The organism is Sphingomonas crocodyli (assembly GCF_004005865.1).
In the GTDB taxonomy this organism is placed as follows: Bacteria; Pseudomonadota; Alphaproteobacteria; order Sphingomonadales; family Sphingomonadaceae; genus Rhizorhabdus; species Rhizorhabdus crocodyli.
In genome coordinates this window covers 1,580,339-1,602,166 of the sequence record NZ_SACN01000001.1, presented here as the reverse complement: position 1 = coordinate 1,602,166, position 21,828 = coordinate 1,580,339, and the positions used below count along the sequence as shown (strand labels likewise).

At 62.7% G+C, this 21,828-nt stretch carries 33 protein-coding genes; 29 read left to right on the top strand and 4 right to left on the bottom strand.

All coding sequences use genetic code 11. The features are described 5' to 3' along the window. The first annotated feature begins 2 nt into the window (after positions 1 to 2). Genes EOD43_RS07570 through EOD43_RS07555 form a run of 5 tightly spaced genes read left to right on the top strand, consistent with a single transcriptional unit; the run spans position 3 to position 2,713 of the window. Positions 3 to 242: a hypothetical protein gene (locus EOD43_RS07570; protein WP_127742596.1), complete on the top strand. Its 240-nt coding sequence runs from the start codon at positions 3 to 5 to the stop codon at positions 240 to 242. Further along, entirely contained in the window at positions 239 to 379 is a 141-nt protein-coding gene (locus EOD43_RS23605) for a hypothetical protein (protein WP_164857150.1), read from the top strand. The genes EOD43_RS07570 and EOD43_RS23605 overlap by 4 nt, the downstream gene beginning before the upstream one ends. Further along, a complete protein-coding gene (locus EOD43_RS07565) occupies positions 376 to 861 on the top strand; it encodes a terminase small subunit-like protein (RefSeq protein ID WP_127742594.1) in 486 nt (161 codons plus the stop codon). Before EOD43_RS23605 ends, EOD43_RS07565 begins: the two co-directional genes overlap by 4 nt. Further along, positions 858 to 1,352, top strand: a complete 495-nt coding sequence (locus EOD43_RS07560) for a hypothetical protein (RefSeq protein WP_127742592.1) — start codon at positions 858 to 860, stop codon at positions 1,350 to 1,352. The genes EOD43_RS07565 and EOD43_RS07560 overlap by 4 nt, the downstream gene beginning before the upstream one ends. Next, positions 1,349 to 2,713: a phage terminase large subunit gene (locus EOD43_RS07555; protein ID WP_127742590.1), complete on the top strand. Its 1,365-nt coding sequence runs from the start codon at positions 1,349 to 1,351 to the stop codon at positions 2,711 to 2,713. Before EOD43_RS07560 ends, EOD43_RS07555 begins: the two co-directional genes overlap by 4 nt. Here EOD43_RS07555 and EOD43_RS07550 read toward each other — a convergent pair. Next, positions 2,705 to 3,358: a hypothetical protein gene (locus tag EOD43_RS07550; RefSeq protein ID WP_127742588.1), complete on the bottom strand. Its 654-nt coding sequence runs from the start codon at positions 3,356 to 3,358 to the stop codon at positions 2,705 to 2,707. The genes EOD43_RS07555 and EOD43_RS07550 overlap by 9 nt on opposite strands. A gap of 73 nt (positions 3,359 to 3,431) precedes the next feature. Between EOD43_RS07550 and EOD43_RS07545 the strand changes: the two genes are divergently transcribed. From EOD43_RS07545 to EOD43_RS23590, 20 genes are all read left to right on the top strand, one after another. Beyond that, positions 3,432 to 5,306, top strand: coding sequence for a phage portal protein (locus EOD43_RS07545; protein WP_127742586.1), 1,875 nt, complete (start codon positions 3,432 to 3,434; stop codon positions 5,304 to 5,306). After that, entirely contained in the window at positions 5,303 to 5,473 is a 171-nt protein-coding gene (locus EOD43_RS23600; protein ID WP_164857149.1) for a hypothetical protein, read from the top strand. Before EOD43_RS07545 ends, EOD43_RS23600 begins: the two co-directional genes overlap by 4 nt. Continuing rightward, a complete protein-coding gene (locus tag EOD43_RS07540; RefSeq protein WP_127742584.1) occupies positions 5,473 to 6,303 on the top strand; it encodes a phage minor head protein in 831 nt (276 codons plus the stop codon). Before EOD43_RS23600 ends, EOD43_RS07540 begins: the two co-directional genes overlap by 1 nt. A gap of 78 nt (positions 6,304 to 6,381) precedes the next feature. Beyond that, the gene (locus tag EOD43_RS07535; protein WP_127742582.1) at positions 6,382 to 7,338 is read left to right on the top strand and encodes a hypothetical protein; all 957 of its coding nucleotides are present in this window, start codon (positions 6,382 to 6,384) and stop codon (positions 7,336 to 7,338) included. Between the two features lie 61 nt (positions 7,339 to 7,399). Continuing rightward, on the top strand, positions 7,400 to 8,485 hold the full coding sequence (locus EOD43_RS07530; protein ID WP_240653117.1) for a DUF2213 domain-containing protein: 1,086 nt from the start codon (positions 7,400 to 7,402) through the stop codon (positions 8,483 to 8,485). A gap of 12 nt (positions 8,486 to 8,497) precedes the next feature. Continuing rightward, positions 8,498 to 8,953 carry a structural cement protein Gp24 gene (locus EOD43_RS07525; RefSeq protein ID WP_127742580.1) on the top strand — a complete coding sequence of 152 codons (456 nt, stop codon included), beginning with the start codon at positions 8,498 to 8,500 and terminating at the stop codon, positions 8,951 to 8,953. Positions 8,954 to 8,965: 12 nt separating this feature from the next. Next, positions 8,966 to 9,919 (top strand): DUF2184 domain-containing protein, encoded by a 954-nt coding sequence (locus EOD43_RS07520; RefSeq protein WP_240653116.1) that lies wholly within the window; start codon positions 8,966 to 8,968, stop codon positions 9,917 to 9,919. An 11-nt stretch (positions 9,920 to 9,930) separates the two neighbouring features. Then, positions 9,931 to 10,419, top strand: coding sequence for a hypothetical protein (locus EOD43_RS07515; protein WP_127742578.1), 489 nt, complete (start codon positions 9,931 to 9,933; stop codon positions 10,417 to 10,419). Between the two features lie 287 nt (positions 10,420 to 10,706). After that, positions 10,707 to 12,941, top strand: a complete 2,235-nt coding sequence (locus EOD43_RS07510; RefSeq protein ID WP_127742576.1) for a Calx-beta domain-containing protein — start codon at positions 10,707 to 10,709, stop codon at positions 12,939 to 12,941. A gap of 2 nt (positions 12,942 to 12,943) precedes the next feature. Continuing rightward, a complete protein-coding gene (locus tag EOD43_RS07505; RefSeq protein WP_127742574.1) occupies positions 12,944 to 13,261 on the top strand; it encodes a hypothetical protein in 318 nt (105 codons plus the stop codon). Then, on the top strand, positions 13,254 to 13,421 hold the full coding sequence (locus EOD43_RS23595) for a hypothetical protein (RefSeq protein WP_164857148.1): 168 nt from the start codon (positions 13,254 to 13,256) through the stop codon (positions 13,419 to 13,421). Before EOD43_RS07505 ends, EOD43_RS23595 begins: the two co-directional genes overlap by 8 nt. Before the next feature lie 177 nt (positions 13,422 to 13,598). Then, a complete protein-coding gene (locus EOD43_RS07500) occupies positions 13,599 to 14,042 on the top strand; it encodes a DUF4054 domain-containing protein (RefSeq protein WP_127742572.1) in 444 nt (147 codons plus the stop codon). After that, a complete protein-coding gene (locus EOD43_RS07495; protein WP_127742570.1) occupies positions 14,042 to 14,416 on the top strand; it encodes a hypothetical protein in 375 nt (124 codons plus the stop codon). The genes EOD43_RS07500 and EOD43_RS07495 overlap by 1 nt, the downstream gene beginning before the upstream one ends. Positions 14,417 to 14,522: 106 nt before the next feature. Further along, positions 14,523 to 15,242: a helix-turn-helix domain-containing protein gene (locus EOD43_RS07490; RefSeq protein WP_127742568.1), complete on the top strand. Its 720-nt coding sequence runs from the start codon at positions 14,523 to 14,525 to the stop codon at positions 15,240 to 15,242. Beyond that, the gene (locus EOD43_RS07485; RefSeq protein WP_127742566.1) at positions 15,230 to 15,754 is read left to right on the top strand and encodes an HK97-gp10 family putative phage morphogenesis protein; all 525 of its coding nucleotides are present in this window, start codon (positions 15,230 to 15,232) and stop codon (positions 15,752 to 15,754) included. The genes EOD43_RS07490 and EOD43_RS07485 overlap by 13 nt, the downstream gene beginning before the upstream one ends. Then, the gene (gene gp17, locus EOD43_RS07480; protein WP_127742564.1) at positions 15,754 to 16,197 is read left to right on the top strand and encodes a tail completion protein gp17; all 444 of its coding nucleotides are present in this window, start codon (positions 15,754 to 15,756) and stop codon (positions 16,195 to 16,197) included. Before EOD43_RS07485 ends, gp17 begins: the two co-directional genes overlap by 1 nt. Before the next feature lie 17 nt (positions 16,198 to 16,214). After that, positions 16,215 to 16,511: a hypothetical protein gene (locus EOD43_RS07475; RefSeq protein ID WP_127742562.1), complete on the top strand. Its 297-nt coding sequence runs from the start codon at positions 16,215 to 16,217 to the stop codon at positions 16,509 to 16,511. 39 nt (positions 16,512 to 16,550) lie between these two features. After that, positions 16,551 to 17,000, top strand: a complete 450-nt coding sequence (locus tag EOD43_RS07470) for a hypothetical protein (protein ID WP_127742560.1) — start codon at positions 16,551 to 16,553, stop codon at positions 16,998 to 17,000. Continuing rightward, entirely contained in the window at positions 16,997 to 17,479 is a 483-nt protein-coding gene (locus EOD43_RS07465; RefSeq protein WP_164857147.1) for a GTA-gp10 family protein, read from the top strand. Before EOD43_RS07470 ends, EOD43_RS07465 begins: the two co-directional genes overlap by 4 nt. An 8-nt stretch (positions 17,480 to 17,487) precedes the next feature. Next, a complete protein-coding gene (locus EOD43_RS23590) occupies positions 17,488 to 17,652 on the top strand; it encodes a hypothetical protein (RefSeq protein WP_164857146.1) in 165 nt (54 codons plus the stop codon). A gap of 1 nt (position 17,653) precedes the next feature. On the opposite strand, the gene EOD43_RS07460 is transcribed toward EOD43_RS23590, so the two are convergent. Genes EOD43_RS07460 through EOD43_RS23960 form a run of 3 tightly spaced genes read right to left on the bottom strand, consistent with a single transcriptional unit; the run spans position 17,654 to position 18,837 of the window. Further along, complete coding sequence (locus EOD43_RS07460) at positions 17,654 to 18,202, bottom strand: hypothetical protein (RefSeq protein ID WP_206363502.1); 549 nt, start codon at positions 18,200 to 18,202, stop codon at positions 17,654 to 17,656. A gap of 50 nt (positions 18,203 to 18,252) precedes the next feature. Beyond that, the gene (locus EOD43_RS23585) at positions 18,253 to 18,429 is read right to left on the bottom strand and encodes a hypothetical protein (protein ID WP_164857145.1); all 177 of its coding nucleotides are present in this window, start codon (positions 18,427 to 18,429) and stop codon (positions 18,253 to 18,255) included. A 3-nt stretch (positions 18,430 to 18,432) separates the two neighbouring features. Continuing rightward, positions 18,433 to 18,837 carry a hypothetical protein gene (locus EOD43_RS23960; protein WP_240653250.1) on the bottom strand — a complete coding sequence of 135 codons (405 nt, stop codon included), beginning with the start codon at positions 18,835 to 18,837 and terminating at the stop codon, positions 18,433 to 18,435. Between EOD43_RS23960 and EOD43_RS07455 the strand changes: the two genes are divergently transcribed. Genes EOD43_RS07455 through EOD43_RS07440 form a run of 4 tightly spaced genes read left to right on the top strand, consistent with a single transcriptional unit; the run spans position 18,730 to position 21,826 of the window. Further along, entirely contained in the window at positions 18,730 to 20,175 is a 1,446-nt protein-coding gene (locus EOD43_RS07455) for a phage tail length tape measure family protein (protein WP_240653233.1), read from the top strand. The genes EOD43_RS23960 and EOD43_RS07455 overlap by 108 nt on opposite strands. Continuing rightward, positions 20,175 to 20,777 (top strand): hypothetical protein, encoded by a 603-nt coding sequence (locus EOD43_RS07450; protein WP_127742551.1) that lies wholly within the window; start codon positions 20,175 to 20,177, stop codon positions 20,775 to 20,777. The genes EOD43_RS07455 and EOD43_RS07450 overlap by 1 nt, the downstream gene beginning before the upstream one ends. Then, the gene (locus tag EOD43_RS07445) at positions 20,778 to 21,416 is read left to right on the top strand and encodes a hypothetical protein (RefSeq protein WP_127742549.1); all 639 of its coding nucleotides are present in this window, start codon (positions 20,778 to 20,780) and stop codon (positions 21,414 to 21,416) included. After that, positions 21,413 to 21,826 carry a DUF6950 family protein gene (locus EOD43_RS07440; RefSeq protein ID WP_127742547.1) on the top strand — a complete coding sequence of 138 codons (414 nt, stop codon included), beginning with the start codon at positions 21,413 to 21,415 and terminating at the stop codon, positions 21,824 to 21,826. Before EOD43_RS07445 ends, EOD43_RS07440 begins: the two co-directional genes overlap by 4 nt. Positions 21,827 to 21,828 lie beyond the last annotated feature (2 nt).

Genomic DNA, 21,828 nt, shown 5'->3' with positions numbered 1-21,828 from the left:
TCATGGCCACCGCACCCACGCCCGCCGTCACGATCAGCGAGCACGCAATCTTGAGATACCTCGAAAGGGTCTACGGCATCGACATGGAGCACATCCGCGCCGAGCTATCCTCCCCGGTCGCGGAGATGGCTGTCCGCATGAACGCGCCCTCCATCCGCCTTCGCTCCGGACACCGCGCCATGATCCGCGACGGGGTGGTGACGACCATCCTCTCGAAGCCCAAGCACAGGGGGCGGGTATGAGCGACAACGCCGCAATCGTCCTGCTCATCCTCGGGGTGTGGCTTGGCGTTCCCATGTGGACGATGGCCAGCCAGTCGCGCCGCGCCGCCGACGCCCTGTGCGATCTCCGCGACCTTGCAAAAAGGGGAAGGCCATGACCCGACAGCCCACGAAGCGGAAGAAGGCTGCGACACCCAAGAAGACGGGACGTCCCACCATCCGCACGCCCGAGATAGACCGGATTATCATAGAGGGGATCAGCGCAGGCACGCCCCTCACCACGCTATGCTCTGCGCCCAACATGCCGAACCCCAGCACGGTTTATGACTGGTTGGAGGCGGACAGCAATCTTTCCCAACGCTTCGCGCGCGCACGCGAGATCGGATTTGACGTGATCGCTACCGATGCCTTGGACATCATCGACAAGGAGCCGGGGCGGGTGATTTCGATCACGGACGGCGAACGATCGAGCGAGCGCATGGATAGCGCAGCGGTGCAATGGGCTAAGAACCGGGCCGAACTGCGCCTCAAGCTCCTCGCGAAGTGGGACCCCAAGCGATACGGCGACATGATCAAGCACGCTGGCGCCGACGGCGGGCCGATGGCGATCACCGTCAGCAGCGAGGATGCGGGACTGTGACTTGGGTATATGACGGATCAGGCAAGCACTGGATCGACGATCATCCACGCGTGAAGCGGAAACGCGGGCGCGGACGATTTTCGGACGTGAAGGTTGGCGATCAGCTTATGCAGCGCATCATCTCGCGCTGGGATACCTACGGCAAACCCCCGCCCGGTGTCGCAAATGATCCTGCTCCTGTCCGCCATGAGAAGGATCATGGATATGCCTATGCGATCGTGACCGACATCTGGTTCGATCCGGTGGCAGGCCAGCGCGATCCGCTCAAGGGTGAGATGATCGGCATCCAGCCCCTGCGCCAAGGAATCCCGATCGGCGATAAGCGAGCGCATACCATCCGCGGGCTTGCGTCGAACCAGTGGCAATATGCTGATCGCGACGAGGTCGCGCATTGGGAAGCGGTGCGCGCCGGGGTCAATGACGGCGCGGTAGTCGGCATCGGCAGAGGCAAACGCAACAGGCCCAAGGAGCGGCCGCTCTACCGCCTGTGACTGCCCAACTCACCCCCCGCCAGCGCGAAGCCAACCGCCTTCTCGCCAGCCCAGCCCGCAACATCATGCTGCGCGGAGGCTCGCGATCGGGCAAGACGTTCCTGCTCGTCCGCGCCATTATCCAGCGCGCAATCAACGCGCCCGGCTCACGCCATGCGATCTTCCGCTTCCGCTTCAACCACGCAAAGACCAGCATCTGGGCGGATACCCTCCCCAAGGTGCTCAAGCTATGCTTCCCCACACTTCGAGCGCGCTGGGACAAGACCGACTTCTATGTCGAGCTACCGAACGGCTCCCAAGTCTGGATCGCCGGTCTCGACGATAAGGAGCGCGTCGAGAAGATCCTGGGCGCCGAATATGTGACGCTCTACTTCAACGAGTCCTCGCAGATCCCGTGGGCATCGATCGAGATGGCCATGAGCCGCCTGGCGCAGAAGTGCGAACTCGCCCCCGAGATTGCCGCCGCGACCGGCCGCACACACCTCGCGCTGAAAGCCTATTTCGACTGCAACCCGCCATCAAAGCTGCACTGGTCGTTCCAGCTATTCCGCTCAAAGGTGAAGCCGGGGACAAAGGAAGCCCTGCCGAACCCCGACGATTACGTCGAGATGAAGGTCAATCCGTCCGACAACGCCGACAATCTCCCCGCCGAATATTTCGAGGTGCTCGCCAGCATGTCCGCTGCAAAGCGCCTGCGCTTCGAAGCCGGTGAATGGGCGAGCGAGGTCAACGGCGCGCTATGGGCGCTCGATGATCGCAAGGTTGAGGCGCGGACGCTCGACGATGGCACTGTGATCCCCGCCCAAGAGATACCCGGTATCGATCGCCACCGTGTAGCCGAAGCCCCGGAGATGCGCCGCATCGTCGTCGCGGTCGACCCTTCCGGCACTAAGGGCGATGGGACAGGCGACGACATCGGCATTGTGGTTGCCGGCGTCGGCGTGGATGGACGCGCCTATATCCTTGCCGATGCTACTTGTCAGATGAGCCCCGAAGGCTGGGGCCGCCGTACCGTCGACATGTATCACCGCTGGCAGGCCGATCGCGTCCTGGGCGAGCGCAACTTCGGCGGCGATATGGTCCGCTTCACCGTCGCCACGGCCGACAAGAACGTCGCGTTCAAGGAGGTCGTCGCCTCCCGCGGCAAGGTCGTGCGCGCCGAACCGATCAGCGCGCTATACGAGCAGGGCAAGGTCAGCCACGTCGGCACTTTCGCCGATCTTGAGGACCAGATGTGCAACTTCACCTCGGCGGGATATGTCGGGGATGGGTCGCCCGACCGTGCTGATGCCCTCGTCTGGGCGCTCACCGAGTTGATGCTGAACGGTAGCTCCTACAATGCGTCGGCATGGCTATCTTGATGCCGCTGCTAGGGCAGCATGGCTCTTAGCGCAGAGGTGCGCGCTTGTTATCGAATGGGCGATATAGGAGGCGCCACCAGCGGACACTAACTCGACGCTACCGTCCTTAATCGGCCCGCTTGGCACATGATACGCGAAGTGCCACTCGTGGCAGATATCTCCATAGATGTCATGGTAGCGAAAGGCCACGCGAACCGTATAGCCTGCATCGTAGCTTTGCGGGCTCCCGCGATAGTTCAGGACATGCACTTCCTGACCTGGCTGCAGGAAACCGAGCGGGCTTGCCGCATGCTCGATATCGCGCGGTCCACGCGATGTAATGTAGAGCTCGGACGCTAGTGTCTGGCCGGTGTTTTTGAACCAGAATGTGATCACCTCATCCTGTGGATCGATCGTCGCTTTTGCGATTCCGACGTAGGCTCGAAGCTGGTGGCGGGCTGTGTCGCGCGCAATTGCATTCGATCGAGCAGTTGTCCGAAGTGCGAGGCCTGCAACGATGACAGCGGTTGCTGCGATGACATTCTGCGCGCCAAGTTCTCTGATAAAAGCAATGAGGCTTGCGTCTGCGCCTACCGCTAAGCCGAACCCAGTGCTTGTTGCGATAGTGGCTGCTGCCGCCATTCCAGCCAATACTGAACGATCCACCCCCGGTCCTCCCCGGGAGAAGGGTATCTGACGGCGGTAACTCCCGCCATCCCCATCGCCCACCCTCTCGCGCATGAACACCCCGTTCGCCGACGGCATCTTGAATGCGCTGACCGGGGCTGGCACCGGCCGCGACCCGCGCTCCTACAACGCCTATTTCTTCCGCCGCCTCTCAGATTATGAGATCGAGGCGACCTACCGCGCGTCTTGGCTCTGCCGAAAAGGCATCGACAAGCCCGCGACGGAGATGGTGCGCGAGCGCCGTAACTGGCAGGCCGACGCCGATCAGATCAGGAAGCTTGAGGCGCTAGAGCGCAAGCTGGACCTCTGGAACAAGCTCAAGCGCGCGGAGATCCTGCGCGGCTTGGGCGGCGCCGCGATGGTGATGTGGATCGGGAACGATCGCCCCGACGCGCCGATCAACCCGGACAGCCCCGGCAAGCTGCGCAGCCTCCACGTCTGGCATAAGTCGCGCCTGACGCTCGGGCCGATGCGCACCGACCCGGCCGATGAATGGTATGGCTATCCGACTTTCTACACGCTGAACACCGGCGGCCGACTTCCGGTCAATATCCACCCCTCGCGCGTGATCGCCTTCCGTGGCGATCCGATCCCCGACATCCGCGGCGGATCGTGGGAGGAGCAGTTCTGGGGCGACAGCAAGGTTCAGACCGTGCTCGACGCGGTGCAGAACAGCGACACGGCACAGAACGGGTTCGCGGCGCTGATCAAGGACGCGCGCAATCGTCGCATCGGCATTCCGGGCATGACCCAGATGGCCGCGACCGCCGACGGCGAGCGCATTCTGTCCGCCCGCATGAAGGCGATGGCGCTGGGCGAGTCCATGTTCGGCGTCACCTTCTACGACAGCGGCGACGGCACCAAGGGCGGCGAGACGATCGAGGATCGCCAGATGACCTGGGCGGGCATCCCCGACATCAACAACAATTATCTCGGCATGGTATGCGGCGCATTCGACATGCCCGCGACCGTGATGCTCGGAAAGTCGCCCGATGGCCAGAACGCGACCGGCGCGTCGGACATCGAGCTTTGGCACAAAACCATCAAGGCGCGGCAGGATCTGGACCTGCGCCCCTGCATCGATCAGCTTGACGTGGTGCTCGTGCCAACGGCGCTTGGCGCTCCCGATGGGGATGTGTGGTGGGAGTTCGCCCCACTCTCGACGCCCAGCGAGAAGGAGGAGGCCGAGACGTTCAAGGCCACCGCCGACGCCATGGACAAGGTGCGGACATCGGGCGCGATCCCCGATGAGGCATTTGCGAAGGGGTATCAGAACCTGCTTTCCGAGAAGGGCTGGATTCCCGGCCTCGACGGTGCGCTGGCGGAAATCCCCCCAGATGAACGCTTCGGCCTCAACGCCAGCAACGACGACGATACCAACGAGGAAGACCCGAGCGCGCTACAGGCTGGCCAGCGCGTCGCCGCGAACGACGCTGCGACTTGGCTCGCCGACGCATCCCCGCGCCCGCTCTACGTCCAGCGCAAGCTGCTCAACGCCGCCGACCTGATCGCCTGGGCGAAGGATAACGGCTTCGACACCACCCTGCCCGCCTCCGACATGCACGTGACCATCCTCTATTCCCGCTCGCCGGTCGACCCGATGAAAATGGGCCGAGCATGGAGCGAGGACGAGAAGGGGCAAATCACCGTCCGCCCCGGTGGCCCGCGCGTGATCGAGCGCCTGGGCGAGAACGCCGTCGTCCTGCGCTTCGCCGCGCCCGATCTAGAATGGCGCCACCGCGAGATGATCGAGGCAGGCGGGTCGCACGATTGGCCCGAATACGCCCCGCATATCACGATCAGCTACGGGGTGCCGGCTGACATCGATCTGGACGCGCTCAAGCCGTTCAACGGGGTGCTGCGGTTTGGCCCGGAAATCTTCGAGGCGCTGGACCTCGACTGGAAGCAGAAGGTCAGCGAGGAATGAAACTCATCGTAGCATTGCTCGCGGTGTCGGTGCTGACCGGATGCACCGATCGTGGTCAGTGCCTCCATCATGAGCCGCGCGCTGGCACGATCATAATCGGTGGCCGCGTGCAGGCGACGGTGCGATCGGTGTGCACGCGTTGGGAGTTTCCCGAAGGTCGCCCCTGATGCGCTACGACCTCGCCACCCTCGTCCGGCGCTCCCAGAACCCCCGCCGCAAAACGATCGACATTCGCCCGATCGCGCCGCCGGGGATGCTGGCGCAGGCGCTTTTCGCCCGCTGCTACCGCCCCGTCGTCAACGCATGGACCGCCGCCCTGCCCCGCGTGCTCGCCGAATACGAGCGGTCGATCGCGGTGCGGGACCAACTATCCGGAAATTCCGGACAGTTCACCGACTCCATCTCCTCCCTCTCCGACCTGCTCGACGCCATCGGCAAGGAACTGTCCGACCTCGTGCTGCAGCTTCTGCCGGAGCTTCGGGAATGGGCTGCTCGCGTGTCGGATTGGCATACGGGCCAGTGGCGGGGTGCCGTCCTGTCTGCGACGAACGTGGACATCGAGCAAGTCCTGCTCGCATCCGGCCAGCCACAATCCGTCGCCGAAACCATTGCGTGGAACGTGAGCCTGATCAAGGACGTGAACGCCCAGGCGCAGCAGCGCATCGCCAACGCCGTGTTCGCAGCGGCGCGCGGCAACGTCCCCACCCGCGACCTCGCCCGCCAGTTGCGCGAAATCGTCGGCATGTCCCGCACTCGCTCTATGAACATCGCCAGCGATCAGCTTACGAAGTTTTCGTCGGCCCTCGATCAAGAGCGAGCGACGGACGCAGGCCTTGAGACTTACACATGGATGTGGAGTCATAAAAAGCACGGCCGCAAGGAACACATCGCTCGTGACGGCGACGTATTTCGCTATGACAAACCGCCACAAGACGGGCCACCCGGCTCATTGCCTTTTTGCGGATGCAGGGCTCGCGCGCGGTTGGAATTGAAGTAGATCGTCTGTATATTGATCGGGCCGGAACGCTGTTGGAGCAGCGCCCGGCCCTGACCACAACGATGATAGGACATCGAGATGGCTAAGCGTTCTCTATTTGAGATTCTAGGCGGCGTCACCCGTTTCGGTCGCCTGACGGTGCTTGCCGAGGCCGAGCTGTATGAAACTTCTACTCGCAGCTATAGAATGGCTCTTTGCCGATGCGATTGTGGGGCCATGCGCAGCGTGAGCCCTTGGAAGCTGACCAAGTCGGTTACTGTGAGCTGCGGTTGCTACGCTGCCGAGCGCGCCTCGCGTGAAAATCGCACACATGGGATGACAGGGTCGCGAACCTATCGATCATGGCAAGCCATGAGGAACAGGTGCTTCAAGGCGACGGATATTTCGTATCCGAGCTACGGCGGCCGGGGAATAACTGTGTGCGCGGAGTGGCGGCATAGCTTTGATGCCTTCTATCGCGACATGGGTCATCGACCGCCAGGCATGACGCTCGACAGAATTGACGGTCGCGGCAACTACGAGCCCGGAAATTGCCGCTGGGCGACGCCCTTTGAGCAAGCCGACAACACGATAGCGGCTCACAAAATCGAAGTCGCAGGCGAACTGATAAACGTCTCGGAGGCAGCGCGTCGATCCGGGCTGTCTAGATCGGCCCTCCTCGGTCGCATTGATCGCGGCTTGGCCCCTGAGACGGCAATGACGATGCCAATCGATCGGACGCAGGGCAGCAGGAATAAGTCGAATAATCGCTATGTGACCTATCAAGGCCGTTCAATGCTTATGATTGAACTGTGCGAGGAAACTGGTCTCACGTCGAGCCACATCAACTATCATATGAAACAAGGCCGAACCGCCGACGAGGCGGTCGGGATCATCTTGGCGGGGCAAGCGGCCGACAAAGATAAGTGCCCGCTAGGGCATCCATTATCTGGTGATAACCTGTATGTAAGCCCATCGCGGCCAGGGCGCCAATGTCGCAAGTGCCGCAACATGGCCCGCGCCCGCAGCCGAGCGAAGCGTCGAGCTCAGGGTTGATCGTTCCGGGCTAATCTGACGGCGGTAACTGCCGCGGTTTCCCATCGGCAGAACTCCGCATGTGGAACTGTATGACACCCTGACCCTCGACGGGGCGCGCCGCGATAGCACCGGCAACATGGTTGCTTCGGTGCTGGCCGCCCGCGTCGGCATCCAGGATTATGCCGGTTACGAAGTCGGCAAGCCCGACATGTCCCGCGTCCGCGTCTATCGGCCGGCCGAGGAAGTTTTCAGCCGCGATAGCATGCGCTCGTTTGCCGCGGCCCCGGTCACGATCGACCACCCCCGCGAGGCCGTCACCCCCTGGAACTGGAAAGACCACGCCGTCGGCGAAGTGGCTTCCGATGACATCGTGAAGGACGGCGAGGCGATCCGGGTGCCGTTCCTACTGCGCGACGCCGAGGCGATCAGCACCGTGCTGGCAGGCAAGCGCGAAATCTCAATGGGTTACGACTGCACGCTCGATTGGACCCCCGGCCAGACGGCCGATGGCGAGGCCTACGACGCGATCCAGCGCGGAATCCGCATCAACCATCTTGCCATTGTCGACCGCGCACGCGGCGGCCCTTCGCTTCGCATTGGAGACGGCGAAATGACCACGAAGACTATCACGTTCGACGGGCTTCCGCTGCTCGTCACCGATGCTGCGGAGGCTGTTATCGGCAAGCTGCAGGCCCAGATCGGCACGCTCACCACCGCGAAGGACGGCGTTGCCGCCGAACTGGCGACGGCGAAGACCACGATCGAAGCGAAGGACGGCGAAATCGCCGCTCTCAAGCAGCAGGTCGCGGACGCGGAAGTGACCCCGGCCAAGCTGCAGTCGCTCGCCGATGCCCGCGCCAAACTGATCGACACCGCCAAGAAGATCGCGCCTGCGGTCGTCACCGACGGCAAGACCGACGCGGAAATCCGCAAGGGTGTCGTGCTCGCCCGCCTGGGCGATGCCGCCAAGGACATGAGCGACGCCGCGATCGAGGGCGCTTTCGCCGCGCTGACGCCCGCCGGCTCGGACGCCCTGCGCGATGCGATCACGCAGCAGCCGATCAGCGTGGGCGACGCCCGCGCCGAATACGAGGCGTCGCGCGCCAAGCAGAAGCAGGCGCTGTCCGACGCCTGGAAGCAGCCCGCCGCTGCCAACGCCGCATAAGGGGACCGCGACATGGCCATCACGATTCAGAACAGCTACGCCACCGACTACACGCCCGGATTTCCGGGCATGCTTGCGGACGGCAACACCACGGCGCGCCCGAGCGGCACCGTCGAGGACGCGGCCGGTATCGCCTTCGGCAAGGCGTGTTTCAGCGGCACCAACCCGCGCGGCATCACCGGCACGCCCGGCACGAAGTTCAAGGGCATTGCCATCGCCGACGCAGGCGTCGTGCCTCCGATCGGAGGCGTCGCAGACGTCTATCCGCAGTATGCGAACATCTCGCTCTGCGACATGGGCGACATCTGGGTTCTGGCAGGCGCGAACGTGGCGAAGGACGCGGCGGTCTATGTGACCAGCGCCGGCGCCTTCACCAGCTCGTCGTCGGGCAACACCGCCATTCCGGCGACCTTCATGGAGGCCGTGTCCAGCGGCGCGCCCGTGAAGCTCCGCGTCGTCCAGCAGTAAGGGGGACCAAGAATGAACATGCATGCTGGCATGGGCCATAACGGCGGCCCGATCTTCACCGACGCGCAGCAGGCGGCCGGGTTCGCGATCCCCGCGCTCTACCGCACGCACAGCCGCGTCTTCGAGACCAAATATCCGAGCTTCGACTATGCCGGGCTCGTCCCGGTCAACACCGAAGGCGATATGTGGGACATCGGCACGCTCGTTTATTCGGGCGACATCGCAGGCGTGGCTAACTACGTCGGCGGCAAGGGCTTCGATATCCCGAACGCTTCGGTCAATCTGTCGCAGGGCTCGACCGGCTTCTATCTGGCGGGCGTCGGCTATGAGCTCGGCCTGCAGGAGGTCAACCGCTCCTCGCGCATGGGCGTGCCTCTGGGCGAGCGGAAGGCTTCGGCCGCCCGCATGGTCGCGGAGAAGTTCGTCTACGATCGCGTGATCCGCGGTTCGACGATCAAGAACTTCACCGGCCTGATCAACAACGCGAACGTGCCGACCGCCAATGCGCCCACCGGTTCGTGGGGCACCGCGACCGTCGCCCAGATCATGGCCGACATCAACACGGTCCTGACCGACGTCTACACCAACTCGGGTGAGACCGCGGTTGCCGACACGCTGCTTCTGCCGACCACCAAGTTCCTGGCGATCAATAACACCCAGCTGACCAACACCGGCGACTCGCTGCTGGCCTTCATCCAGAAGAACAACAGCTTCACCGCGATCACCGGCCGGCCGCTGGACATCCGCCCGAGCCGCGAACTGGCGACCGCCGGCGCGTCGAGCACGGCACGCATGATCGCCTACGAGAAGAACCCTGACAACATGGAGTTCTTCCTGCCCGGCATGTTCGAGTTCATGGCGCCCTTCGCCACCTCGTCCATGACGTGGCGTGTGGACGGGATCATGAACGTCGGCCAGTTCGAGCTCTATCGTCCGAAGACGATGAGCTACCGCGACAACATCTAAGGATCGGCGACATGAAGAAGCATACGAATTATGCGGCCGGTCCGCGCGGTATCAACCTCGAAGGCGGCGCAACCCATTGGGTGGAACCGGGCGCTGAAATCGCGATCGGTGGCACCGAGAAGGATGGCCACCACATCGAGATCGAGGGCCGCAAGGTGAACATACTCGGCGACCTGCCCGACTTCGGCAAGAAGGGCGATGCGCCCGCCGAGGCGACGGCCGAGATCGATCGGCTCAAGGCTGCGCTCGCGGACGAGACGGCCCGCGCGGACGAGGCGGAAGCCAAAGTCGCCGAACTCGAAGCGAAGCTCGCTGCCGCGAACAAGCCCTCGGGCGAACCCGGCCCGCTCGATCAGAGTGTCGAGAAGCTGACCGAGCATCTGCAGACCATGACAGATGCGGATGAGATCGAGAAGCTGATCGCCGCCGAGACCGCTGGCAAGTCGCGCTCGGGTGCGCTGGCCGCGCTCAAGGCCCGCCAGGACGAACTGCTCGCTTAACCCCTCCCCCCCCCCTCCCTGGGACACTCGGGCCGCTACCTTCGGGTGGCGGCCCCTTTCTTGAGCGCCGACGCTTAATCAAGCTGCAACAAATCCTTCGCTAAGGGCGCGCGATGAAACTGCTCTGCTCTTTTGGATTGCATCGCTGGCGACGGCGGGTGGCAACGTACAACCCTCGCCGGCTCGTGTGCAGATGCTCTCGATGCGGCCTCATCCGGGTTCACCACCTTAAGCCGAGGGCCTGACGGCGGTAACGGGACAGGGAGCATCGCTCCACCCTCCCCGCCATGGCACTCGGCGCGCTCACCCTCTCCGTAACTCAGGGCGTTCAGGGGCGCCCGTTTCAGGCGAAACTCACCGGCCTGACCACCGGCAAGGTGGAGGTGCTGAACGACGGCGCCCCCGGCTTCTCGACCGTCAACGGCAACGTGATGTCGAGCGGGCTTCCCTATGAGGTGTCCACGCTCTCGATCCGTGAGTATGAGCCGGGCGTAGGACAGGGCTACCGGGATAGCCGGATCGATATCCTTGCCGCATCGCAGGCATCGCTTCGCGCGCAGGCCATCGCCTCGCTGAGCGGCGGGCGAACCCTCGTGCGCTGGCGCGTCGCGGGCAACGTCCAGCCCGACGGCTCGATCGTCTACAAGGTTTATGCCGAGGACGATCTGGGGGCAACGGTGCAGTCGGATGTGGGCACCCCCGTCATCCCGACGCCATCGCCCAGCCTGTCGATCTCCGCGAACGTCAGCGTGGCCGAGGGCAACAGCGGCTCGCAGACCGTCAGCACCACCGTCACCGCCAACCGCGATGGCGTGACAGGCGCTCTCGTCGTCAACCTCGCCTATACTGGCACGGCCACGAGCGGATCCGACTACGCGACCCCGCCCGCCAGCGTGACGATCCCGAGCGGCCAGAACTCCGCGTCGTTCGATGTCTCCATCAATAGCGATACTGCCGTTGAAGCCGACGAGACCATCATCATCACCGCAACTCTCGCCGCCTATCCCACGGTATCGGCGCAGAGGGTCATCACGATCACGAATGATGATAGCGCGGGCGGCGGGCTCCCCGCTCCGACCGGCTCGCCAGTTGTGGGGCAGACGCTAACCGCAACGCCGGGTGCTTATACAAACAATATGCAGTGGCTGCGCGATGGACTGGTTATCCCCGGTGCAACAGCGACAACCTACGTTGTACAGGGTCTCGATAACGGTTTCTCGCTCTCGTATCGCGGCACTAATGGTTCAGCCCAAACGCTCACTTCGGCGTCATCGGCAGTAGCCAGCGGCATAACGGCTTTTGCCGACAATTTCGACAGGGCTGACGGCCTGCTATCGGCAAGCCCTGATTGGCTTGTGACTGGCGTTAACCCCAATAACATCACGATCCTGTCGAATGAAGCTAGGCTTGCGGATACCTCTAACATCGGTTCGACGGCGGCGGTCCGCAAAAACATGGACTCGCTGGATCATTACGTCCGCACGACAATGACGAGCAGCCGTAGCACGCGGTTCCTCGTTGTTCGCTTGCAGGGGAACGGAAATTTCGTTGCCGCCGATTACACCCCCGGAACTGGATCGCGGTTCTTCCGAGTTAACCAAGACAACACCGTAGGCGCTGGCGTCGTGGGGACAACCTATGCATGGACCGCTGTGGCAGGAGATGTCATGGAGCTTCAGGCCGTTGGTGACGAGGCTCGTCTACTTGTGAACGGGGCGTTGGTTAACACCGTGACAGGTATTAACGGTGCTGAAACTGGTACGACATCCGGCCCGAAAAACGCCACTCGTGTGGGCATCGGAGGCAAGTCATCCACTGGCCTTCTGACTGATTTTTCAGCCGGGATCGTAGGTGCCCCGCGAAAGCCAGAAAAGCTGGCGGGATACCTCGTCTGTAACGGCGATAGTCTCACTGCGGGGCAAGCCTCATCGACCGGGTCTACTGGCGATCAGTTCGCAACCGCAGCGCAAAAGTGTTGGCCGGGAGTTATAAAGTCCCTGCGCCCCTCGCTCACCGTGTTCAACAACGGCTTTCCCGGCCTTGCCGCTAATGCGCTGTGGCCAAATGTCCGTAGGCGCGTAAATCTTTACGGCGCTATCGGCATGATCGAGTTCGGCCGCAATGATTTCTTCGCTCACGGCGCGTCGTGGCAGCAGGACGTAAAGGATGGTATCGCGGCTGCGGTAAATTACTACAACACGTACTCGGAGGGCCGCTTCCTTGTATTCTCAATCCTGAATGACCCCACCGCTGACGAACGGTTAGGCGCAACTGGATATAATGAACTCGCCGCGTTGAACGCTGAGCTAGCTGCGCTGTACCCAAACAACTTCCTGGATTGGCGCTCGGCTCTCGTAGCTCTCGGCGGTCCCGGACAGCCTTATGCGGATGCAACGCGGTTCGGGTTTGACCAATTGCCTACAGCATTCCAGCCTACGGATGTGCATATGACTGATGCGGGCTATGCGGCGGCGGCTCAGATTGTTTTGAGCGCACTGCTAGCCAAAGGTTGGGTGCTGTAACCATGATCATCGGCCCCTTCCCCTGCGCCTCTGCCGAGGGATGGCGTATCACGATCAAGGACGGGGCAAACGTCGTTGCGACCTGCTCGTGGACGGACCACGGGCATAGGCTGGAAATCGACAACATCTACGTCTGCGAGGAGCGTCCCGCGCTTCTGGCCCAGATGTTTCAGACCTTCACCAAGCGCCACGCGGGTAGGTTCGTCACCTTCACCGCGCGCAACGATAACGAGCAGATGGCCCGCTTCGCAAAGCTCGTAGGGGCCGAGGAAGTCGCAAAGGTCTTCACCGTAGAACTGGAAGGAAATCGACATGGATAGCGAAGAAGCAAAGCTGGTCGCCAAGCTCAGCGCCAAGGGCAAGTCGGCCTATTATTCCGACCGCCACAACGAGGAAGTCGCCACCGGCAAGACCGGCCAGGTGAACGGTTATCCGAACACTTGGGGCAAGCTCAAGCGCGGCGGCTACAACAGCCTCTGACGGAACGACGGCGGCGCGCCGTTTCACAAAGCGCGCCGCCGCCTCCACCCTCACCGGTCCAACAGATTGAGGGCTAGGTGGGGATATCACCTCCCCCAGCGATCGACCATTCCCAATTCTGGGGGGGGGGGCATTGACGGCGGTAACGGTCGAAGTCTCCCCGATCGACGATGGGGGATGGCCTATCAACCCGCCACCCCGGCCACCCTCAAGATGCGCTATCCCGCATTCGCGTCCGTCCCTGACGAGACGATCCAATACTGGCTGACCGACAGCCTCCGCGCTGTCGACGATAGCTGGATCGAGGGCGACCGGGCTGTTGCTGAGATGGCGCTGGCGGCTCACAACATGACGATCGGCGGCGTGGGCGGTGGTGCTGGGGGCTCGATCCCTTCTGGCGTCACCCGGTTCAAGTCCGGTAGCTTCGACGTCGCCTTTTCCGATACCGCCGCCACGATCGCGGCAGAGGGCGGGTATAAGGCCACTCGCTACGGCATCGAGTTTCAGGCGTTGCTCCGGGCATCGAAGGCTGGGCCTCGCGTAAGTGGCGGTATCGCCGACGGCCCCTGCAACCCCGGATACAACGGCTACGCTGGCCCCCTGCCCCCTTGGGTGCTCTGATGGACGTGCCCGCCATGTTCGCGGGGATCGCGCAGCAGATCAGCGCGGTCTTTGGCGGCCCCTATCATCCCGCCCAGGTCATCACCTTCACCGATGCGGTCTATGACGCCGGCGGGTCGATCGTCTCGCCCGGTGTCGAGGTTCGCCGCGACTGCCAGGTTCAGTTCGACGCCGCCACCGAGGCGATGCGTGCAGAGGGCTTTGCAGACGGCGACGTCCGCTTCCTCATCCTTGCCGCCACCCTCTCCGGATCGATCGATACCGATGCGCAGGTCGAGGTGCTGGAAGGCCCGTTTGCCGGGGTGTGGCGCGTCAGCCAGTTGGAGCGCGATCCGATGAGCGTCTATCATAGCGGGCGCGGGCGCCGTGGCTAGTGCAGCCTTGCCGAAATTCGACGATTCCGCTAAGGAACTTCGAGCCGAACGGGTGCTACCAACACCACGCTCGGCTCTAACCAATACGATCGCGGAAGGATCGGAAATGGCTAAGGCGGGCTTATGCTCGATCGCCGGCTGCGGCAAGCCGGTGAAAGGTCGCGGGTGGTGTTCAGCTCATATCGCTAAGTGGCGCAAGTATGGCGACCCTCTCGCTTCTGTTCGTCGCCCCACCCAATATGGGCCATGCGCTATGCCTGGATGCTCAAAGCAGGGAGCCTCTTCCCGCTCGATGCTTTGCGGTGCCCACTATAAGCGCCGGTGGAGATACGGTGACCCAAACAAGGGAGCCGAGTTCAGGGCGGCATCTGGCGAGCCGCTCGCTTGGCTGATCGCGCATGTCGCCCACGTCGGCGAAGATTGCTTGAAATGGCCATTCGCTGATCGTGGAAATGGATACGGCTGTCTCAACAACGAGGCAGGAGAATTTGTTGGCGCGCATCGGGAAATGTGCCGCAAGGCGCATGGAGAGCCGCCATCCGCCGATCATGCGGCCCTGCACTCTTGCGGTATGGGCCATGAGGGTTGCGTTAATCCGCAGCATTTACGGTGGGGCACGGTCACTGAAAACGCAGCCGACCGCTACGAGCATGGCACGATGAAATTGGGAGAAGACGTTCATAACGCCAAACTCACCGAGGATGACGTTAAGGCAATTCGCGCCGCAGTCGGAAAATCTCAGAACGAGCTAGCCCGCGAGTTTGGCGTCAACCAAGCGACCATCTGGAAAATCTTGCATCGACTGGCGTGGCGATGGCTAAAGTAAAAGGGGGCGACCGCTTTAAGAAGCGCCTGGATGCGATCACTGGTCCCGCTGCGGTTCGGAAGGTCGGGGCGGCTCTCTTTGCGGCCGGCCAGCAAATCCAGACTGATGCTCAGAACAGCATTACCGACGGAGCGGTCACAGGCGCCAACCATCAGCCATCTGCGCCCAGAACTGCCCCTAACAATGATAGTGGGACGCTGGCAAATAACATCGAGACCAACCAGGTCGAGCCGTTGAAGGTTCAGATCAGCAGCAATGCGCCCTACGCCGCTATCCAAGAATTCGGCGGCACGATCAATCACCCCGGCGGGACTGCCTATTTCATCGGCGGGAACGGTCTCGCTGTGTTCGTGCCTGATGACAACATCTTGTCGACCTACCTGCCGCGGACAAAGCCGCACACGATCACTCTGCCAGAGCGCCCCTACATGAGGCCTGCAGTCGAGAAAAACCGCGCCGAAGTGACGAAGATGGTCCGCAATGTGGTGAACGATGTTTTGAAAGGTTTGTGATGGCACGCGCTCGGCACCGGGAGATCAGGAGGGCAGCCCTCGCCGAATTGAAGGCCGATGCCCCCTTGCTCGCCATCATCCCGGCGGATTCCATTTTTCCGCAAACCGTCCCGGCGAACCCGGCTTGGCCGCTCGTCAAAACAGGCGTGCTGAGCGCCGTCACGCCGGTTCGCGGTGCGTGCATAAACGGGGCGGAGAGCATTTTTGCTGTGCACGGCTTCACGAGCGGGGTTCGCCAAGGCTCGCAGCTGATCGAAACGGCCGAGGATCACGCCTCCCGCATTGGGGACGCAATCGCCGTCGCACTGGATGGCAAGCGCCTACCGCTTGAAGGCGGCGGGACGGTGCGCATCCGCTGGACTGGCGCGCAGCTTCTGCAGGATGCCCAAGAGGCGGGCGGCTATCACACCGTTCAAAACTTCCGCGTGCGCCACCTTTCCTGATGTGTCATCACGCCGGAATGACCGATGCGGACATCCGGGCTGAACTTTTCGGGCGGATCATCGTGCGCCTGATGCAGCTTGGCATCGTTCCAGATCACGTCTCTCAGACCATGCTCGCCGAGTTTGAGCGCAACGGCTCGATGATGAGAGGCGACGATGCCAAGCACATGGAGCGCTTGGCTTTCGAACTTCGCGCCCTGATCTTTCGGTCGGGCATCGATATATCGACTAACGCTATCGCCGATCGCGAGGCCGTCGAAGCCCGCCGTGCGCTCCGCCTCGTTTCTACTGACGGCGGTAACGACCCAACCTAACCGCCCATAGCCTCCGCTCCGAACCTTGGAGCGCTGCGCATGTCGATCCCGAACGATCCCGATTTCGTACTTGTCCGCATGGGCAATGGCGCGACGCCCACGGAAGTGTTCGAAATCCTCTGCGGCATCACGTCCGTCAATATCAACAAGACGGCAAACACCACCGACCGTTTCACGCAGGATTGCGAGAAGCCGGGTCAGGTGCCGGTTCGCACCGTCCGCGTGAACGGCAAGCAGTTGGATGTTTCCGGTTCGGGTCTCGTGAACGTCGACCAGATCGAGGACTTCGAAGCCGCACTCGGCATCCGAAAGAACTACAAGACCGAACTCTACAAGCGCGACGGTTCCGATGAAGGCGTCCTCCTCGGCCATTACGAGCATCAGGGCGTGATGACGTCGCAGAACATGAGCCTCACCGATCAGGGCGATAGCTCTGGCGAGGTCGCCATCGCCTCGCACGGTGGCTGGGAGTGGGTGCCGGCCTCTTGAGCCTGCCCACCGACATCATTCTGCCGTTCGCGGACGGCGAGTACAAGTTCGCGCTCCTCCTCCCCCAGCAGATCGAGCTTGAGAAGACCTGCGGCTATATCGACGCCGCAGGCAACCAGCGCCGCAAGGGCGCGATCGAGCTATATGCTGATCTGATCGCGGGCGTCGCGGTCATCGAGGGCGAGGTAGTCTGCAATCCGCATCTCGGCCGCGCATCCGCCTTCGACTGCCGCGAAGTTATCCGCCTGGGCCTGATCGGCGGCGGCAAGGGCGAGGTGAACGGCGCAGAGGTCAACGTCTCCGCGATCCGCGCCAAGTCCCTCGTCGAAACCTACGTCGACACCGCCCCGATCGTCGAGCGGTGGACACTCGCCCTCGCCATCCTCCGCGCCGCTGTGGAGGGCTACGACCCGCCAAAAAAAGCCGCGCCGGCCAAGGCGCCGGCGGCAAAGCCCCCAAGGAAACCGCGCTCCGCGTAGATGAGGTTATGGTCAACTGTGCTATGATGGGCGTGGACTGGCGTGACCTCTACTTCTGGCAATATGGCGGGATGCTGGCGGAATGGAACGCCCGTCACAGTGGCGAGAAGCCCGCCCCCGATCCCGAGAAGATCGACATGCTCCGGGCCGCCATGAAGGCGCACATGCACTAAGCTATGTGGCGGGCGGGTAGAAAAGTCCGAGGATGCAGGCGTTGTTGCGCACCGCTAATTGGACATGGGATCTGGCTGTAAAGCCGCATCCCTCGTAAAGCGCATCACCCTCGGTGAACATTCCTCGGACTGTGTCGAATGGCTCAACGCGGTATGGTCCGTCAGGCTGCTCATCAATGATGCTGTGCAGATGTCGGAAAACTGCGCAATCGAGATAGCGGAGTATCCGATCGGCATTTGGCTGGCCTGGAGCGCTCTTGTTGACGGGCATGGGCAATCCAGATTTCTTCTGGACTATCGCAAACGATCCGTGAGCCGCCCTCATAAGTTCACGGTCCTCGGCATTTTGAAGATCAAGGCAATTTCGGAGGTCGATCACCGCTCCGACGACGGCAGCCTCTTTGTAATCGCCACGGCCAACCTTCCACTCGGCCCACTCTCGCGCCCTGACCGGATCGGATTCCCAGAAATATGCGCCCGGCCCAAGCCAGTCGAAATCTCGATCGCTATGGATTAGCTCGGCTCGCTGGTTGATGATTTCGGCGGCCACCTCGGCGTCGCAGCCGTGGTAGCCTAGCACGAACGACGTTGCGAGCCGGCTCAACCCTGCTTGCGCGGATACTGCGGGTCGCGGCGGTCTAGTTTCACCTGACCATCGGAGGTGTAAGTACCCTCTTTGATCAGCGACGCGCGAGCAACGCTCTTGCTGGCCGTGTTGGCCGCAGTATGTCGGTTGATAAGGCCGATAATGGCAGTACGGCGTTGAGCGTCCGTCATGTCTCACTCCTTTCGCCTACTGACGTGATGGTCATTAGCGTGGACGCTGTCAACGTACGTTGCGACTAAAGGTGGCTTGGTCGAGGTACTGATCATGGCTTTGGTGACGGCGGTAACGCTGGCGCTGGCGATAGTACCAATCTCCCCTTCATGGCCGTTACCGCTGATAGTGTCGTCGTCGATCTCATCGCGAACGTCGACAAGGCGGACGCCGATATCAGGCGCTTTGGCGGCACTGTCGACAATACGACCAAGGCGATCGTTACGTCTGCTGGGCGCGCAGAAAATGCGGTCGTCAAAATGTCGGATCGCGGGGCCGCCGCGACGAAGAACTTCGGCCGGCAGGTGTCCGACGTCGGCGTCCAACTCGGCGGCGGCGCTTCGCCCTTCCTGATCATCGTGCAGCAAGGACCGCAGGTGATCGACGCGCTCGACGAGATGAAGGCGGCGGGCGTCGGCTTTGGCGCGGCACTGAAAGGGATCGCACTGCCGGGCATTCTGGCGGTCGCGTCGGCGATGCTTCCGCTTGTCACCAATCTCCTGAATGCAGGCGAAGCGGGCAAGGCGGCTAAGGACGGCGCCGACCTTTTCAGCAATTCGCTAATCGACCTCAAAGCGCGTGCGAAAGACGCCGACGACGCGCTGCGCAGCCTTAACGAGACGACCGGAAGCCGTCGCTTCGCGGCGATGGCGCAGCAGAACGTCGACAATCTGCTCGCCCAGGCGAACGTCGATCGCATCCAAGGCGAGATTGACAAGCTCTCGGTGTCGACCGGCGGTAGGGCCGCCAATCTCGGTGGCAATTATGCCAATGATCGCCGCGCCGAGGCCATGCAGAAGGAACTGCAGGCCAACAAGGATCTGCTGGAACAGGGCCAACTCCGGCTGTCCCTGATGCAGAAGGCCAATGCTCGGATCGAGGCGGAGGAGGCTGCATCCAAGCGCACCGTGGCCACCAAGACTTCGGAGACGCGCACCCGCGTCGAGAATGCGAAAGCGATCGAAACCGAGGCTGAGAAGCTTGCGCGTCTTCGGAAGGAGGATGAGCAATTCGCCGCCGCGCAGGATCGCGGCATCAACGAAATCCTCAATAAACCCGGCGGATGGGGTGATCAGGTCAAGGCCTCCGACGCCGCTATGGCCGAAGGCCGCAAGGCCGCTGTCGATGCCCAGCGCCGCGCCACCGAGGAGCTATACCGCAACGAGGAAGATCAGATCCGCTCCCTCGCCTCGATCTACGAAGACGCCTTCCTCGGCGGCACCGGCTCGATCTGGCAGACCTTCGAGCGCGAGGGCTTGCGGGTGCTGGCGCTGCTGCTCGCCAAGTTCACGATCCTTCAGTCCACCAAGGGCGGAAGTATCGGAGGCAACCTGTCGTCGGCATTCTCGTCGGTGGCGGGATCGTTCTTCGGCCGGGCCTCGGGCGGATACACGGCCGGCGGGCAGATGGTGCGCGTGAACGAAAGCGCCGCGCCAGGGCGTGTCGAGGGCTGGCAACCGCTGGGGGCTGGGCACGTCATCCCGCTCGGAAGGATGAACGCCGCGCGGCCCGGTGGCGGCGTCACTGTCATGCAGACAATTCAGGTCGACGCGAAGGGTGCGGTCATGAATGACCAGTTCGCCGAGATGATCCTTGCGCGATCGGGACAGCAGGCGATTGAGGTGGGCCGGGTTGCGGCATCGGCTGCGCAGTCCGGCACGATGCGCACACTGCAGCGCCCCCGCCTGCCGGGGAGCCTTGGCTGATGGCGGTCATTATACTCCCCACCTGCCCCACGATTATCGGAAAGGGCTGGCGCTACAACGCCCCCACACAGGTGAACAAGTCTGAATGGACCAGCCATCGCAAGGTGACGGAGCTTCCCGCAGCGCCCCGCTGGATGGCGGAGGTGGCCAGCTTCAATCTCGACAAGGACGAGCACTTTTGGGCGTGGAATGCGTTCTTCGGCGCACTCAAGGGTCGGGGCAATAGCTTCCGCCTGATCGCGGTTCGCAAGCCCCAGATCACCGGCATCACGGTGCGCGCGAACGGCGGCGGCCAGATCGGGTTCAGCCTAAACACCGATGGCTGGGGAGCGGCCGGGCTAAAGGCCGGCCAGTATATCACCGTCAACGATCAGCTGATGCGGCTCATGGCAGACGTGAACCCGGTGGGTGGTGCTGCGACGCTCACCTTTGACCGCTGGCTGCGCGCACCTGTCGCGGACAACGCGATCGTCGAAGTCAGCCTCCCGTATGCCCTCGTCTCGCTGGCGCAGGATGAGACGAGCATCATCGACAACTCCGATCCGTGGAACGACGACGGTGACTGGACCGTGCCGGGGTTCATGGTGGAGGAGGCGTTCTAAATGGCGCTCGATCCCGCTCATAGCGCCGCGCTTGATCAGCCCGTCATCCGGCCGTTCCGCTTTGCCCTGCTCGACTTCGCCGACGGCCCGATGCGCCTCACCGATTTCCCCTATGGTGTGGCATTCTCGGGCACCGGCGACGGGGATCTCGACGGCTTCACCTATAGCCCGGTTGACAATCAGCCGATCAACGTCAGCGATGTGCAGATGAACGAGCGCGGGGCTGAAACCGTGACCTTCACGCTCTCGGGCCTGATCGGGCTGGATACCGACCTTATGAACGTGATCGGCGACGTGTCGAAGTGGCGCGGCCGGGTCGTGCGGCTGTGGCGCGCGATGTTCAGCCCCACACTCGCCATGTATGGGCGCCCCGATCCCTACTTTACCGGCTACATGTCGACGCCGACATTCCAGTTCGGCCGGGAAAGCTCGACGATCAGCTTGAGTGCGGAAACGTACCTCGCTTCGCTCACCCAGGCTTCGGGGCGATCCTACCTCTCGCAGACTGAGTTCGATAGCGGCGATCTGTCGGCAGAGGCATCGGTGGCGATCGCAAACGGGACCGAGACGAACAACCTCGCCGCGTCGGGCATGGGCCTCAACCTGCCCACCGGCGGCCTGTGGAACGCTTTCCAATGACGCGCCGGGTAGATTGGGAGCATCGCCTGGCGGACTATCTCGATAGCGTCCGCACGAAGCGCTATGCCTTTGGCTCGCATGATTGCATGATGCACGCCGCCAATGCCGTGAAGGCCATGACCGGCACCGATTACGCGCGCGGGCTGCGGCGGAAATACCGATCGATGGCGTCGGGCATTCGCCTCCTGCGCGAGATCGGGTTCGACAGCATCCCAGCACTCGTAACCGCCAAGCTGGGCGATCAAATCCCGCCCGCCCTCGCCCGCCGTGGTGACATCGTGCTTTTCGAGGGATCGACGGGCGTTGCCATGACCGACTTCGCCTATTTCGTCGGCAACGTCGAAGGCGAGCCCGAAGGCTTGGTCCGCGTTCCCCGTGCTCAATGGGAAGGCGCTTGGCGGGTTACTTAGTC

What these genes read in the sequence shown, in the direction of transcription:
- EOD43_RS07540 (WP_127742584.1), top strand. Translation starts at nt 5,473, where the DNA reads ATGCGCTACGACCTCGCCACCCTCGTCCGGCGCTCCCAGAACCCCCGC.
- EOD43_RS07470 (WP_127742560.1), top strand. Translation starts at nt 16,551, where the DNA reads ATGTCGATCCCGAACGATCCCGATTTCGTACTTGTCCGCATGGGCAAT.
- EOD43_RS07535 (WP_127742582.1), top strand. Translation starts at nt 6,382, where the DNA reads ATGGCTAAGCGTTCTCTATTTGAGATTCTAGGCGGCGTCACCCGTTTC.
- EOD43_RS07500 (WP_127742572.1), top strand. Translation starts at nt 13,599, where the DNA reads ATGGCCTATCAACCCGCCACCCCGGCCACCCTCAAGATGCGCTATCCC.
- EOD43_RS23585 (WP_164857145.1), bottom strand. Translation starts at nt 18,429, where the DNA reads ATGACGGACGCTCAACGCCGTACTGCCATTATCGGCCTTATCAACCGA.
- EOD43_RS07570 (WP_127742596.1), top strand. Translation starts at nt 3, where the DNA reads ATGGCCACCGCACCCACGCCCGCCGTCACGATCAGCGAGCACGCAATC.
- EOD43_RS07490 (WP_127742568.1), top strand. Translation starts at nt 14,523, where the DNA reads ATGGCTAAGGCGGGCTTATGCTCGATCGCCGGCTGCGGCAAGCCGGTG.
- EOD43_RS23595 (WP_164857148.1), top strand. Translation starts at nt 13,254, where the DNA reads ATGGATAGCGAAGAAGCAAAGCTGGTCGCCAAGCTCAGCGCCAAGGGC.
- EOD43_RS07565 (WP_127742594.1), top strand. Translation starts at nt 376, where the DNA reads ATGACCCGACAGCCCACGAAGCGGAAGAAGGCTGCGACACCCAAGAAG.
- EOD43_RS23590 (WP_164857146.1), top strand. Translation starts at nt 17,488, where the DNA reads ATGGTCAACTGTGCTATGATGGGCGTGGACTGGCGTGACCTCTACTTC.
- EOD43_RS23605 (WP_164857150.1), top strand. Translation starts at nt 239, where the DNA reads ATGAGCGACAACGCCGCAATCGTCCTGCTCATCCTCGGGGTGTGGCTT.
- EOD43_RS07525 (WP_127742580.1), top strand. Translation starts at nt 8,498, where the DNA reads ATGGCCATCACGATTCAGAACAGCTACGCCACCGACTACACGCCCGGA.
- EOD43_RS07510 (WP_127742576.1), top strand. Translation starts at nt 10,707, where the DNA reads ATGGCACTCGGCGCGCTCACCCTCTCCGTAACTCAGGGCGTTCAGGGG.
- EOD43_RS23600 (WP_164857149.1), top strand. Translation starts at nt 5,303, where the DNA reads ATGAAACTCATCGTAGCATTGCTCGCGGTGTCGGTGCTGACCGGATGC.
- gp17 (WP_127742564.1), top strand. Translation starts at nt 15,754, where the DNA reads ATGGCACGCGCTCGGCACCGGGAGATCAGGAGGGCAGCCCTCGCCGAA.
- EOD43_RS07505 (WP_127742574.1), top strand. Translation starts at nt 12,944, where the DNA reads ATGATCATCGGCCCCTTCCCCTGCGCCTCTGCCGAGGGATGGCGTATC.
- EOD43_RS07445 (WP_127742549.1), top strand. Translation starts at nt 20,778, where the DNA reads ATGGCGCTCGATCCCGCTCATAGCGCCGCGCTTGATCAGCCCGTCATC.
- EOD43_RS07455 (WP_240653233.1), top strand. Translation starts at nt 18,730, where the DNA reads ATGTCGGATCGCGGGGCCGCCGCGACGAAGAACTTCGGCCGGCAGGTG.
- EOD43_RS07440 (WP_127742547.1), top strand. Translation starts at nt 21,413, where the DNA reads ATGACGCGCCGGGTAGATTGGGAGCATCGCCTGGCGGACTATCTCGAT.
- EOD43_RS07450 (WP_127742551.1), top strand. Translation starts at nt 20,175, where the DNA reads ATGGCGGTCATTATACTCCCCACCTGCCCCACGATTATCGGAAAGGGC.
- EOD43_RS07475 (WP_127742562.1), top strand. Translation starts at nt 16,215, where the DNA reads ATGACCGATGCGGACATCCGGGCTGAACTTTTCGGGCGGATCATCGTG.
- EOD43_RS07515 (WP_127742578.1), top strand. Translation starts at nt 9,931, where the DNA reads ATGAAGAAGCATACGAATTATGCGGCCGGTCCGCGCGGTATCAACCTC.
- EOD43_RS07495 (WP_127742570.1), top strand. Translation starts at nt 14,042, where the DNA reads ATGGACGTGCCCGCCATGTTCGCGGGGATCGCGCAGCAGATCAGCGCG.
- EOD43_RS07520 (WP_240653116.1), top strand. Translation starts at nt 8,966, where the DNA reads ATGAACATGCATGCTGGCATGGGCCATAACGGCGGCCCGATCTTCACC.
- EOD43_RS07485 (WP_127742566.1), top strand. Translation starts at nt 15,230, where the DNA reads ATGGCTAAAGTAAAAGGGGGCGACCGCTTTAAGAAGCGCCTGGATGCG.
- EOD43_RS07545 (WP_127742586.1), top strand. Translation starts at nt 3,432, where the DNA reads ATGAACACCCCGTTCGCCGACGGCATCTTGAATGCGCTGACCGGGGCT.